General features: G+C 52.3%; 15 protein-coding genes. 4 read left to right on the top strand and 11 right to left on the bottom strand.

The features are described 5' to 3' along the window. Positions 1-78: 78 nt before the first annotated feature. The 3 genes from PLA01S_RS17940 to PLA01S_RS17950 are packed head-to-tail and all read right to left on the bottom strand — an operon-like array spanning position 79 to position 1,749. Complete coding sequence (locus PLA01S_RS17940) at positions 79-570, bottom strand: MogA/MoaB family molybdenum cofactor biosynthesis protein (protein WP_076324712.1); 492 nt, start codon at positions 568-570, stop codon at positions 79-81. Between the two features lie 39 nt (positions 571-609). Continuing rightward, positions 610-1,095, bottom strand: coding sequence for a cyclic pyranopterin monophosphate synthase MoaC (gene moaC / locus PLA01S_RS17945; protein WP_127593398.1), 486 nt, complete (start codon positions 1,093-1,095; stop codon positions 610-612). 3 nt (positions 1,096-1,098) lie between these two features. Then, a complete protein-coding gene (locus PLA01S_RS17950; protein ID WP_246059656.1) occupies positions 1,099-1,749 on the bottom strand; it encodes a 5-formyltetrahydrofolate cyclo-ligase in 651 nt (216 codons plus the stop codon). Between the two features lie 396 nt (positions 1,750-2,145). On the opposite strand from PLA01S_RS17950, the gene PLA01S_RS17955 reads away from it, so the two are divergent. Further along, positions 2,146-4,098, top strand: a complete 1,953-nt coding sequence (locus PLA01S_RS17955; RefSeq protein WP_127593399.1) for an ABC-F family ATP-binding cassette domain-containing protein — start codon at positions 2,146-2,148, stop codon at positions 4,096-4,098. 482 nt (positions 4,099-4,580) lie between these two features. Here PLA01S_RS17955 and PLA01S_RS17960 read toward each other — a convergent pair whose 3' ends face one another. Next, positions 4,581-6,104 (bottom strand): 2-isopropylmalate synthase, encoded by a 1,524-nt coding sequence (locus PLA01S_RS17960; protein ID WP_127593400.1) that lies wholly within the window; start codon positions 6,102-6,104, stop codon positions 4,581-4,583. A gap of 27 nt (positions 6,105-6,131) precedes the next feature. Here PLA01S_RS17960 and PLA01S_RS32840 point away from each other — a divergent pair, with 27 nt between their 5' ends. Continuing rightward, entirely contained in the window at positions 6,132-6,263 is a 132-nt protein-coding gene (locus tag PLA01S_RS32840) for a hypothetical protein (RefSeq protein ID WP_272868154.1), read from the top strand. A gap of 35 nt (positions 6,264-6,298) precedes the next feature. Here the strand turns inward: PLA01S_RS32840 and PLA01S_RS33190 are convergent, their stop codons facing one another. The 7 genes from PLA01S_RS33190 to PLA01S_RS17995 form a co-directional block, all read right to left on the bottom strand. Then, positions 6,299-6,466 (bottom strand): hypothetical protein, encoded by a 168-nt coding sequence (locus PLA01S_RS33190; protein ID WP_443093761.1) that lies wholly within the window; start codon positions 6,464-6,466, stop codon positions 6,299-6,301. Between the two features lie 654 nt (positions 6,467-7,120). Beyond that, positions 7,121-8,170: a tRNA (adenosine(37)-N6)-threonylcarbamoyltransferase complex transferase subunit TsaD gene (gene tsaD, locus PLA01S_RS17970; protein ID WP_127593402.1), complete on the bottom strand. Its 1,050-nt coding sequence runs from the start codon at positions 8,168-8,170 to the stop codon at positions 7,121-7,123. Beyond that, positions 8,167-8,691, bottom strand: coding sequence for a ribosomal protein S18-alanine N-acetyltransferase (rimI, locus tag PLA01S_RS17975; RefSeq protein ID WP_127593403.1), 525 nt, complete (start codon positions 8,689-8,691; stop codon positions 8,167-8,169). The genes tsaD and rimI overlap by 4 nt, the downstream gene beginning before the upstream one ends. 19 nt (positions 8,692-8,710) lie before the next feature. Further along, on the bottom strand, positions 8,711-9,502 hold the full coding sequence (gene tsaB / locus PLA01S_RS17980; RefSeq protein WP_127593404.1) for a tRNA (adenosine(37)-N6)-threonylcarbamoyltransferase complex dimerization subunit type 1 TsaB: 792 nt from the start codon (positions 9,500-9,502) through the stop codon (positions 8,711-8,713). Further along, entirely contained in the window at positions 9,489-9,959 is a 471-nt protein-coding gene (tsaE, locus tag PLA01S_RS17985) for a tRNA (adenosine(37)-N6)-threonylcarbamoyltransferase complex ATPase subunit type 1 TsaE (protein WP_127593524.1), read from the bottom strand. The genes tsaB and tsaE overlap by 14 nt, the downstream gene beginning before the upstream one ends. A gap of 337 nt (positions 9,960-10,296) precedes the next feature. Further along, on the bottom strand, positions 10,297-10,479 hold the full coding sequence (locus tag PLA01S_RS17990) for an H-type small acid-soluble spore protein (protein WP_127593405.1): 183 nt from the start codon (positions 10,477-10,479) through the stop codon (positions 10,297-10,299). A 4-nt stretch (positions 10,480-10,483) separates the two neighbouring features. Next, complete coding sequence (locus tag PLA01S_RS17995) at positions 10,484-10,771, bottom strand: hypothetical protein (RefSeq protein ID WP_127593406.1); 288 nt, start codon at positions 10,769-10,771, stop codon at positions 10,484-10,486. Between the two features lie 208 nt (positions 10,772-10,979). Between PLA01S_RS17995 and ku the strand changes: the two genes are divergently transcribed. Together ku and PLA01S_RS18005 are read left to right on the top strand one after the other, a co-directional pair. Then, positions 10,980-11,909, top strand: coding sequence for a non-homologous end joining protein Ku (gene ku / locus PLA01S_RS18000; RefSeq protein WP_127593407.1), 930 nt, complete (start codon positions 10,980-10,982; stop codon positions 11,907-11,909). A gap of 5 nt (positions 11,910-11,914) precedes the next feature. Then, positions 11,915-12,820 (top strand): ATP-dependent DNA ligase, encoded by a 906-nt coding sequence (locus PLA01S_RS18005; RefSeq protein WP_127593408.1) that lies wholly within the window; start codon positions 11,915-11,917, stop codon positions 12,818-12,820. Positions 12,821-12,822 lie beyond the last annotated feature (2 nt).

The following is a 12,822-nucleotide window of genomic DNA, read 5'->3' on the forward strand; positions in this document are numbered from 1 at the left end:
ATCATACCATAATGTAAATCACATATACAGTCTAGAAACGTGACAGATTATTTACATAATTATCTAATAGGATATCACTTAGAGCTGCTCGCGATACTGGCCCGTTACCATCAGCAGTGCCTCCGGAAGCTGATCCATGACCGCCGCCAGATTCTCGTGCACGCCTTTTGGCGAGCCCGGCAGGTTGACAATCAAGGTGCGGCCGCGGACGCCGCATACGCCCCGAAACAGCATCGCGCTCCGATTCTTCTGCATGACGGTAGCGCGCATCGCTTCCACAATGCCGGGCACTTCGCGTTCGATGACCCGCTTGGTTGCCTCCGGGGTAACATCCCGGACCGCCAGCTCCGTTCCGCCCGTCGTGAGTACGAGATCCACTTGATAATAATCCGTCAGTTCGATCAATGCCGCGATAATTTCATCCGGCTCGTCCGGTACGATCCGGTATTCAATAATTTCTCCGCTCAGCTCTTCCTCCACCAATTCCCGGATCACTTGAGCGCTCGTATCCTCGCGTTCCCCCCGCGAACCTTTATCGCTCGCCGTTAGGATCGCCGTTTTCCACACCATCTGCCCTCTCTCCTTCCCACTCGTCCGAATCTCCTGTCTCTATTCAATGCTATGTTGTTCTTGTATGTAATCCCCGCTCTTCCCACCGGTTTTGCTTGCCAGGTAGGTAGGGCCGATGACCATGTCCTTTTGCAAGGCTTTGCACATGTCATAGACCGTCAGCGCAGCAGCGGAAGCTGCGGTCAAGGCTTCCATTTCAACGCCGGTTTTGCCTGTGGTCTTCACAGTCGTTTCTATATATAACTCATCTCTAGCATTATCGCTGAACTCCACATTCACGCCAGTCAACGGCAGCGGATGACACATCGGGATCCAGTTCGACGTATTCTTGGCAGCCATAATGGCCGCAACCTGTGCTACGGCGAGCACATCTCCCTTGCCGATCTTCCCCTCCTGGATGCGAATCAGCGTATCCGGATGCATACGGACCGTTGTCTTCGCTACCGCTGTCCGGGCCGTTACATCTTTATCACTAACATCCACCATGCGTGCTCTGCCTTGGCCATTAAAATGACTCAATTCCATCTCTTATCCCTCCGCTGCAGTTCCGGCCTTCACGGTATGTCCCAGTTCCGTAACCAAACCGTCCAATACCCTATCATGTTCTTCCATAGGAACATGCTCCAAGACCTGAATCTCGTAACCGATTCCCACCCACAAGGGCTTCACGATCTGACGAGGGTTGTCTTGTGCTCTCTGACTAAGCCTGTCCGACAGCCGGTCATAATAACCGCCTCCGTACCCAAGCCTTCCGCCCTTTCTGTCAAACGCAAGCCCCGGCACCCAGATGATATCAGGTCCAGGATGATTCCATTTCTCCGACCGCAACGGATCTGGTTCCGGAATGCCGTAGGCTCCGGGAATCAGCTCGTTCCATGCCTGAAGCTTATACAACTCCATCGAACGGTCTTGGGGCAAACTCCGCGGGACGATAACCTGAATCCCCTGCTTCCATGCCCATTCAACAAGCGGCCGGGAATCCAGTTCGGAGCGAAAGGGGACATAAATCATCATGCTCTGAAGTTGAAACCGATTCATGACCTCCGAAGCAAACTCGCAGGCTTGCTGCGACCGCTTTGCCCGCTCATCCTCAGATAATTCATCCCTACGCAATGCCATCGCCTTGCGCAGGGCAGCTTTTGCGGATACCCGCTTCAAATCTTCCTCAGGGTTCAACACGTGATCTTTCCTCTCACGCTTATAATTAAGTTTAGTTTACCACTGTTCCTTCCTTTAGCCAAGAATGCCGGAAGTCGCCAATCATGGTCGATTGTTCGGTCATTTTCATGTACACTTAATTTAAGATATCAGAACGTATAGACTTCAAAGCATGACCATCCTGATATCGCAAGAAAAATAGCTTCTAAAAACGGTCTGTCTTCTGAGAATGTACGTCGGTATACGTTTTTCTTAAGAGATAAGAATGTATATACATCAGAGGTTCCCCTCCTTATCTCGCAAGAAAAACTTCCGCTATATGCGGTCTGTCTTCTGAGAGTGTACGTCGGTAAAGGTTTTTCTTATAATGAAGAATTAATGGTACAAACATATAGAATGATGGAGGTTTCACATAACATGCTGCTGCAAGCCAATGGCATTACGAAATTATACGGAGTTACGCCCGTGCTTGACGGGATCAATCTGCAGGTGCTTGAACGCGAAAGAATCGGCCTTGTCGGAGTCAATGGAGCCGGGAAATCGACGCTGCTCAAAATATTGGCCGGTGAGATGTCTTATGATGGCGGACAAATCTTCAAGGCTAAGGAAACCACCGTCGGTTATCTTGCCCAGAACAGCGGGCTTCAGTCCGATTCGTCGATATGGAACGAAATGCTGGATGTCTTCACTCCCCTTCTGGAGATGGAGCGCGAGCTGCGTCAGATGGAGGAACAAATTGCCGACCCGAAGTCGAGCGAGGATCCGAAAAAATACCAGGAGCTTCTGGATCGTTATGCGATCCGTTCGGACTGGTTCAAGGATCAAGGCGGTTATGAGATCGAAACACGCATCCGCAGCGTGCTGCACGGCATGGGATTCGGCAGTTTTTCGCCGGATACGTCCATTGCCACATTAAGCGGCGGGCAGAAGACAAGGCTGGCCCTTGCAAAAATATTGCTGCAGGCACCCGATCTGCTCATGCTGGACGAACCGACAAACCATCTGGATATCGCCACCCTCACCTGGCTGGAGGATTATTTGCGCGGATATTCCGGCTCGTTGCTTGTCGTATCCCATGACCGCTATTTCCTGGATCGTCTCGTGACGACCATTGTGGAGATCGAACGCCGTCATTCCAAAAAATATACGGGCAACTACAGTCGGTATATTGAACTGAAGGCAGCGGAATACGAATCCCAGCTGAAGCAATACGAGAAGCAGCAGGATGAAATCTCCCGCATGGAGACCTTCATTCAGCGAAATCTGGTCCGGGCTTCTACGACCAAGCGCGCGCAGAGCCGCCGCAAAGCGCTGGATAAAATGGAACGGCTCGACAGACCGCTGGGTGATTTGAAAAAAGCTCATTTTTCTTTCGAAGCCGAGTATATGTCGGGTAAAGACGTCCTTCATGTGCGGGACCTGGCACTTGCGTTCGAGCAGGACAAGCCTCTGTTCCGACAGGTTTCCTTTGATCTCAGCCGCGGAGAAACCGTAGCTTTGATCGGCCCCAACGGGGTTGGCAAATCGACGCTCCTGAAATGCTTGATCGGTACATTGAAACCAACGGCAGGATCGCTTCAATGGGGGACAAAAGTGAAGATCGGCTACTACGATCAAGAGCAATCCGAGCTGAATCCGAGCAATACCGTTCTGGAAGAGCTATGGGGCACCTATCCGCATATGGAGGAAGCCCGTATCCGCACCGTTCTGGGCAACTTCCTCTTCAGCGGTGAAGATGTGCTCAAGAAGATCAGTTCCTTAAGCGGCGGGGAAAAGGCACGCGTCTCGCTTGCCAAGCTGATGCTCCTGGAAGCCAACATGCTCATCTTGGACGAGCCTACGAACCATTTGGACTTATTTGCAAAAGAGGTTCTGGAATCGGCACTCATGGATTACGAAGGCACTTTATTGTTCATATCCCATGACCGTTACTTCCTTAACAAAATGGCCGAGCGCATCATCGAGCTTCATCCGGACGGCATTCAACATTTCCTGGGTAATTATGACGACTATACGGAGAAAAAGCAGGAAATTCTCGATATGAATGACGAACCTTCCGAGCCGTTTGCTCGTCACACCCTGAAACAGGAAGGGAAAGCTGAAGCTGCCGTCGAGAAACAGGGAGCCGTTTCCTTTGAAGCCGAGAAGCAAGCAAAGCGGGAGGAGCGAAACCGTCAGCGCAGACTTGCAAGCCTGGAGGAGCAAATTCACGCCCTGGAATCGGACATTACTCAATTGGAAACCGAGATGACATTGCCGGAGATCTATCAGGATTATATGGCACTCCAAGAGCGGCAGCAGTCGTTAGAGGAGAAAAAGAGTCAGCTTGAGCAAATTTTTGCCGAATGGGAGTCATTGCTGGAAGATTAAAAAAATTCACAAAAGTGTTTCAAATGGAGTTTTGCACTTATACACAAACTTATCCCCAATAACGGTGCATAAGTTTACCATGAAAATGGCCGAAACGGCCATTTTTTTGTTGTTATACGCGCATCCTTGGTCCTATATCCAGCTTTATCCACTAAGTTATTCACATTATCCACAGTTTCCACCGGTAAATTTGAAAATCCTGTCCCCTCTTTTCAGCGTCTTGCAAAAGACCGATTTATCGACATTTTTCTCGCTTATGCACATTTTTCGGCGAATATGTGGATAACGTTGTTCACAACTTGACAGAATTATATGTCTTATATAATAGGCCTCTATATAGACTTACCTCTTGTTATTTGCAAGTTATATTGAGCTTAATTTTGAAAAAAGCGACCCTCCTCAATCCGGTTCGGAAGGTCGCTTATTCCAATGCTAAGTAAATACAAGGGGAGACTCTAAGGTTCCCTAATCAACCTCCCTGCCTAAACCGACATCAACGCCGAGTTGCATGCAGCAACATAAGCCAGACCTGCCGCCATGACGATGTCCTGGTGCACGGCCGTGCCGCGGAAGAACTTGCCGGCCTTCTCCACCGTGACCGCTGCTTCGGCATGCGCATCTTCGCCGCTGCTTAATGAGTGAAGCTCCAGATCACCAAAGCGGATGTCGCTGCTGATTCCTTGGCTGATCGCCGAAATAACGGCTTGCACAGGACCGTCCGCCACGCTGGAGTAGGTGGCTTCCATTTGCTCGCTCAAATGGCGCAGCGTGACGGCCGCAACCCGGCTGCTTCCCGTGCCGGAAATGACCTGCGCCTCGGCCAGCTCATATACCTGTGCCGGCTTGCCCAAAGTGCTGCTCACCATCTGCAGCAGCTGATCATCGCTGACCACCTTCTGACGGTCAGCCGTCTCCTTGAAGATGTTGTACAAGGACTCCATCTCGGCTCCATCGAGCTGAACACTGTACCTGGCAAGACGATCCTTCAGCGCATGACGACCGGAATGCTTGCCCAGCACGATCATGCTCCGCGGGATGCCCAGCTTTTCCGGGTCCATAATCTCGTAAGTGCTTCGATCCTTCAACAGACCGTCCTGGTGGATGCCGGATTCATGCTGGAAGGCGTTTCGGCCGACCACAGGCTTATTGAAGGCAATTGGAAAATGCATCGCACCGCTTACGAGACGGGATACTTCATACAGCTTCTCGGCCGTAATTCCGGTCTCTGCCCGCAGCATGTCGCCCCGGGTAGATAAAGCCATGACCAGCTCCTCCAGTGCGCAGTTGCCTGTACGCTCGCCAACCCCATTCACGGTAACCTCGATTTGGCTGGCGCCGTTCTCAATAGCGGCCAGGCTGTTGGCCACAGCCAGACCGAGATCATTGTGGCAGTGAGCGCTGTAGGCGACCGTCTTTCCGCCACGGGCACCTTCCCGCACGCGTCGGAACATCTCGCCGTATTCATTCGGAAGTGCATATCCAACCGTATCGGGCAGATTGATAATCGTTGCGCCCTCTTCAATGACGGCCTCCACCATCTCAATTAAGTCGTCAATACCGGTACGCGAGGCATCCATCGCCGTAAATTCCACCACGTCGCTGAACTGCTTCGCATAAGCGGTCATCTCACGTGCCCTTGCCACCACATCCGGACGGCTCATGCGCAGCTGGTGGCGAAGATGGATGTCGGAAGACGAAATAAACAGATGGATTCGCCTTCTGGCCGCGTCCTGGGTGGCCTTAACGGCAGCATCAATATCCCCTTTTACAGCACGCGCGAATCCGCATATTTCCACCTGCTGCAGCTGTCTTGAGATAGCCTGCACTGCGGCAAACTCCCCGGGACTGGACACCGGAAATCCGGGCTCCATGACGTCAACGCCCAGCTCCGCCAGCTTTCCGGCGAGTGCAATCTTCTGTTCAGGCTGCAGGCTTGCTCCCGGCGCCTGTTCCCCGTCCCGCAATGTGGTATCGAATATTTGGATGGTTCTCATGGATTCACTCATTTTTGTATACTCCTCCTTGGTTAGGGTATGACCCGATTTTCTACGGGCTTGTTGTCCCACCTGCTCGATATGTTCGCTTTACGTCCGCACGTCGACTTGCGTCCGCATCCCACCCTGCTGCTGTCGGCAGCAAAAAAAGCCCGCCATCTCTTCATATAAGAGACGACGGGCTTAGAACCCTCCGTGGTACCACTCTAATTGACGCGCCTCGCTCGCAGCTGTTCTGCCGCAACACGTCCGCGTCCGCTCACGTCCATGATCTCTTCATACCGGCCGGACATGAAGAGATGGACATCCTGATGACGGAGGAAACGCCGTAAGAGGATAAAGCCTGCATTCTTGGCAGCCGATCCATGGACCAAACCAGCCGATGCAAGATGTTCCCCTCTTCCGCTCCCGGGCGAGATTCGAAGGTTGCTGCCGCTGCGTCACACTATACCCGCAGCTCTCTGTAGACGGCTCCCTTTTACTGCTCCCGTTCATCGCGTTTACACGATATGCTGTTATGCAAAAACCTCATGATATCCGGCTCCCTTCACCGGGTATCCTGCCTCTTTTGCACCGTTTCGTTGTTATATGCCTGCTGCTTGATCAAATCATTAGCTGCCTAATAAGAATGCAAAAAAGCCTGCCGTCTCTTATTCAAGAGACGACAGGCTATCCTATCGCGGTACCACTCTTGTTGACTCTAAGCTCCCGGGTTCATACTGCTGTCTCCCGGACCTTAAAGCCCCCTCCATCGCCAAATCACAAATGATTTGTGCGCAGCCATTCTCACGGAGGCCATCCCGTAACAAGGTCAAACTCCGCAATTTCAATCCATGCCTGATCGGCATTTCATTGCGCAAGGTTCCCCTGCTCCGCTCCCAGGTGAGTTCAGGTCCCTCTCGTCTGCGTTGCACCGTCCCGCAGCTCTCTTCATCCAAGGTTCACCTTACTGGTCCTGTTCTTCGCGTTTCAATATTCTGGAATTTGATCATGATTATACGTCCTATATAGAGACGTGTCAAGACGCTTTAGCTTAATGGTTCCGCCCAAAGTTCCAGCGACATTTGCGGGTCCGCCTTCATATCGAGCGGCGTAAAACTCCCCTGCTTCCATTTCAAATGGGCCGCGGCGGCAATCATCGCTCCGTTATCGGTGCAATACTGAAATGGCGGAATGGTTAGCGGAATCCCTTCCTGCTCGCAACGTTCAGCCAAAACTTTACGGAGCCCGCGATTGGCGGCAACGCCACCGCACAGCAGCAGCTGCTTGGCATCATATGACCTGACCGCACGAACCGCCTTTTCCACGAGCACTTCGACCACGGATTCCTGGAAACCCCGGGCTATCGCTTCCGCCCGGACTTCCTCTCCACGCATTTTGCTCTGATTGACGACATTTAATACAGCCGATTTCAGACCGCTGAAGCTGAAGTCGTAGGAATCCGGCTCCAGCCATACGCGGGGAAGCTCCACAACCTCTTCAGCCTCCAATGCCATACGGTCGACATGCGGACCCCCGGGATACGGGAAGCCAAGCGCCCTGGCCACTTTGTCGTACGCTTCGCCAACCGCATCATCCCGCGTCCTGCCGATCAGCTCAAAGCTGCCTTCGTCTTTCATGTAGACCAGCTCGGTGTGGCCGCCGGAAACAACCAGCGCCATGCAAGGGTAAGAGATATCGCCCACAAAGCGGTTGGCATAGATATGCCCCGCAATATGATGCGTGCCGATCAGCGGCTTGCCAAGCGCAAAGGCCAGGCTTTTAGCAGCCATGACGCCAACGAGAAGCGCTCCAACCAAACCGGGCCCCTGCGTTACAGCGATCGCCGACAAATCCTTCATTTCAATACCAGCCTCAGCTACGGCCTGTTCAATAATTAGCGTGATACTCTCCACATGCTTGCGGGAAGCCACTTCAGGCACAACCCCGCCAAAAGCTTTATGCGTTTCAATCTGGCTGGCAATGACACTGGACATAACCTCGCAGCCATCCTTTACAACGGCAACCGAGGTTTCATCGCAGCTCGTTTCTATCGCCAATATGCAGCTCTCCTGCCGATCTACTCTTTCTTCATTCATGATAGCCTTTGACTTCCTTCCTCGCCATCGTCCTCTCGATAAGGGGGCAGATCTGCCCACATGATGAGTGCGTCTTCCTGGTTATCGGAATAATACCCCTTCCGGACTCCGGCTGGTTTAAACCCTTTTTTGATATATAAGCGCTGGGCAACGTGATTGGATACCCGAACCTCCAGCGTCATTTTCTCCATTCCCATATAGGCGGCGGTCTTCATCAATTCCGTAAGCAGCCGGTCGCCCCACTTGCGTCCGCGGTACTGCTCCAGCAGCGCAATATTCGTAACATGTGCTTCATCAACGATCGTCCACATGCCTGCATACCCAACCGTCTTGCCTTCATACTCCATAATCATATAACGTGCAAAATGATTCAGTTTCAGCTCATTGTGAAAAGCTTCCTCGGTCCAGGGCACGGTGAACGCTTCGTGCTCCACCACGAGAACCTCCGGAATATCCTCCAGGGTCATCAACCGAAAGGACAAACCCTCTTCACCATCTACCGGCTTCTTCTGCTGATCCATGACGAATCCTACGCTCCCTTCACCGCTTACGCAGCAGGTTCGCTTCCGCTTCGGAAAGCTGTGTATAGTTGGGTATTAGTGTATGCACATCATCCGCTTCCCCCGCGAGCAATCTGGCTGCTCCCAAGTACCCCATCCAGCGGCCTTCAAGCGAGTACGGATGAATATGCAGCCGGTCTCTAAACCACGGCTCAAGCCCGCGGGCGGTTTCGGCATGAAGCTCCACTTCCCCAATAAACCAAATGCAAACAGGGCGCTCCTCTTCAGGCAGCTTGCTGATACGTTCCTTTATGGTTTCCACCCAGGTTTGCATCAGGCGAATACCGTCTGCTTCCATACGTATCGGCGCATCCCCTTGGCTCTCTGAATCGGCAGCGAATAATGCCGTGTACACTTGTCCCCGTCTTGCATCCAGCAGCGGAATGACCCAGTGGACTCCCTTCTTTGGCTCGGCTTGATGCCATCCAGACTTCAAGCCCCCCCATGCCAAGGCATGCAGGCTGGATACCCCGACAACCGGGATGTGATTAGCCCATGCCAATGTTTTGGCAGCCGTTACCGCAATCCGAATTCCGGTATATGAACCCGGACCTACACCTACGGCAATACCGTCCATCTGGTCCATGCCTAGGCCTGCTTCCGCAAGCGCCTGCGCCATAACCGGGTGCAGATGCACCGAGTGGTTGCGGTCCGCATTCGTGTTAACTTCCGACAGCAGCTTGTCCTGCTCCATCACGGATACCGCCAGCGATGCCGTAGACGTATCCAGCGCCAAAAACCGCTGCTGCGGCTTCGTGTCATTGTTGTTCATTCCAGCTACCCCATTTTTCATTCAAATCCCGGCACCACTCGCCATAGGGCTCGCCCTGGCTTGAAAGTGTGATAATCCGGTGAGTTTCGCCTGTCGTTTCAAGCTGGATATGCAGATACCGCTCAGGCAAAAGCTCGGTGATCAAGCTGCTCCACTCTACGAGACAAACCCCTTCGCCAAAAAAATACTCGTCTAGCCCGAGCTCATCCGCTTCATCAATCGACAAACGGTACACATCCATATGGTAGAGCGGCAGACGCCCCTCATATTCTTTAATAATTGTAAATGTCGGGCTATTCACAACCCCGTTCACACCAAGGTGCTGTGCAAATTGTTTGGAAAATGCCGTTTTCCCTGCTCCAAGATCCCCGTCCAAGCCGATGACAGTTCCTGGCTCCGCCCTCATGGCCAGCCAAGCAGCAAGCTGCTCCGTCTCCTCCAGACTGCTTGAAATCATTCGAAACCGGCCCTCCGTACGGCCATTGTTCACTGATAACCCACCCTTTACTTAGTTTGCCCATATCTCAAAATACTTGATCTTCATTATATCGGTCCTCCCAACCGGCTGCAAGAACATGAGTTTCGCCTTCATAACTGAGATGAGAAAAGAAACATCAAACCGGGTTGCAAACACTGGCACTACGTAGTCAAAGATTAAGCATTATAGTTAAACCACAATCAACGCAAACACACCTTATCCGGGTTCCAACGTTTCGGAGCCCCGAGCAAGGTGTGTTTTTTTCGTGTTTATTAAACGCTTAGACGGAAGCCAAGAGCCCCTCCTCGTTAAGAAGCTATTCGCCTTCTTTCAGCCGGTCAACGTTCACGGTCAGCGTATTGGTCGGACGGGAGCCAACCTGGACGGTGGCCATCCCCTTCTGCTGATCCACATGCTCGATCCAAACCGACTCCCCTTCCAGGTTGACTTTGTAAGTATCCTTGGAATTGAAAATTTCCACGGCGCGCTGTATCTCCATACGTTTAATCCTCCTTCTCCATATTTCTTGGCGATTCGTCCACGACGTCCATCGTATCGGTTGTGGAAGGGCCGATCAGCCCATTATCCACAGTGACATTGCCTCCGCCAAGGCCTTCATTGATCATCCGGTCAATATCAAACATCGTAGATTCCCGAGAGATCTCGCTCTCTTCCGAGGTCAGGCTGTTCCAATCCACCATGTCCCCGTTCACCGCTTCTGCAGCGGAATGATCCGAGGCCCTGTCCTTCTGTATCTCCTCCGACGTTTCGGTTTCTCTAGGCTCCATCATGACGAAAAATACCTCCTTATACAGGCAGAGTTCATCGTCAATATGCCACAAACCGGTTCTAATTATGCAATCTCGAGCTATAACTCATACTAGAGTCTTTTTTTGGGCACACTGATAGAGGTAGTACAAAAATTTATAGCAGTCGTTTATTACGTTTACTACACGGTCATACCCAAACATATTAGAATTTGATAGGAGGTTTCATAGAATGCATACGGTATGGAAGGGCGCGATCAGCTTTGGTCTGGTGCACGTGCCCGTCAAGATGTTCTCGGCTACGGAAGATAAGGATATTTCGATGCGGTACATTCACAAGGAGTGCGGCAGCCCGCTCTCTTACATCCGCAAATGTCCGGTATGCGAAGAGGAAGTTGCCTGGGAGGAAATTACGAAGGGGTACGAGTATGAGAAGGGGAAATTCGTGCTGTTCGAAAAAGAAGAATTGGAGCAGCTGGCGGAGCAGAACAGCAAAAACATTACCATTCTGGACTTTGTGGATCTGACCGAAATTGACCCGATTTATTTTCAAAAGACGTACTACCTCTCGCCGGATCAGGCAGGCGCAAACGCATATCGACTCCTGCTGGAAGCGATGAAGCAGTCCGGCAAAATCGGCATCGCCAAAATCGCCATTCGCTCGAAGAGCAGTCTGGCCGCGATCCGGGTGCTCGATGAATGCTTGTCGATCGAGACGATTTTCTACCCGGATGAGATCCGGCCGATCTCCCAGGTCCCGAATTTGCCTGAAAGAACCGAGGTCAACTCCAAGGAACTCGATATGGCCAAACTGCTGATTGACCAGCTGTCGACTCCCTTTGACCCTGAGAAGTATACGGATGATTATCGCGAACGTCTGCTGGATCTGATCAACGCCAAAGTATCCGGCGAAGAGATCAAGATTGCCCCTGCCCGTCAGGAGACCAACGTTGTCGATCTGATGGCTGCTCTTCAGGCCAGCATCGAGGCCGTAAAGCCGATCGGAACGGATCCGGGCACCAAACCGAAGCCGCGTAAAACAACCCGGAAGACGGCTGCCAAAGAACCGGCTGCCAAGGTCAGTGGCGGGGAAGGCGAGCTCGACGCACCGAAGCCGAAGCGCCGGACAACCAAATCCAAGAAATCCGAATCGACATCCTGATCCGTATGGGACAATTGCAGAATCTGCTGCCCAAAGAGCCGATGGCACCGATCTCAACGGATCAGATCACGACGGGTGAGGATTGGGGTTATCAGCTGAAATGGGACGGCGTGCGCATTCTGGCCGGACTTGACCAGAACCGTATATCGCTATACTCCCGCAAGCTGCTCGATAAAACCTCTCTGTATCCCGAAGTCGTTCAGGCATTATCCGGATTGCAAGAACGGCGCCTTCTTTTGGATGGCGAGGTTGTCTATTTTCATCCGGAGCTTGGTCGTCCCGTGTTTCAGAAAGTTCTTCAGCGGGAGCGTTCGCGTGCGGTCAGCACGAACGCTCCTCTGTTTACTTATGTTCTCTTTGACATTCTGGTGGACGGCGACCAAGACATGCGCAAGCTGCCATATCTTGAACGACACCACCGCCTGAAGGAGATCGTTTCCGACACGCCGGGCCTCCTGACCGCGGATCTGTTTCTTGAAGGCGAGCATTTATGGAGTTGGGCCGAAGAACGGGGATGGGAGGGCATTGTGATGAAGCGCCTCTCCTCTCCTTATCGTGAAGGCAAGAAACATCGGGATTGGTACAAGAAAAAGATTGCCGTAAACTTGACAGCCACCGCCGTCGCCATGATTATCAGGGAAGGCCGTGTGGCCAGCCTCGTCATTGCCGATGACGACGGCAACTATATCGGCCGGGCTTCCCTGGGGCTTAATGAGCAGACGAAGAAGAGGCTGCTGCAATATGCCGAAAGCCATCATGCTGACGCGATATGGAATACGCTTCATACCGACCTGAAAAAAGAACTGCTGGCCTGGCTTAGCCAGCCGCTTTCGGTTCAGGTCACATTTCTCGAATGGAGTCAGGATGGCATGATGCGCCATCCCAAACTCGTATCGATTGAGGGGGTGTAAAC

This window comes from Paenibacillus lautus NBRC 15380 (assembly GCF_004000945.1).
In the GTDB taxonomy this organism is placed as follows: domain Bacteria; phylum Bacillota; class Bacilli; order Paenibacillales; family Paenibacillaceae; genus Paenibacillus_AQ; species Paenibacillus_AQ lautus.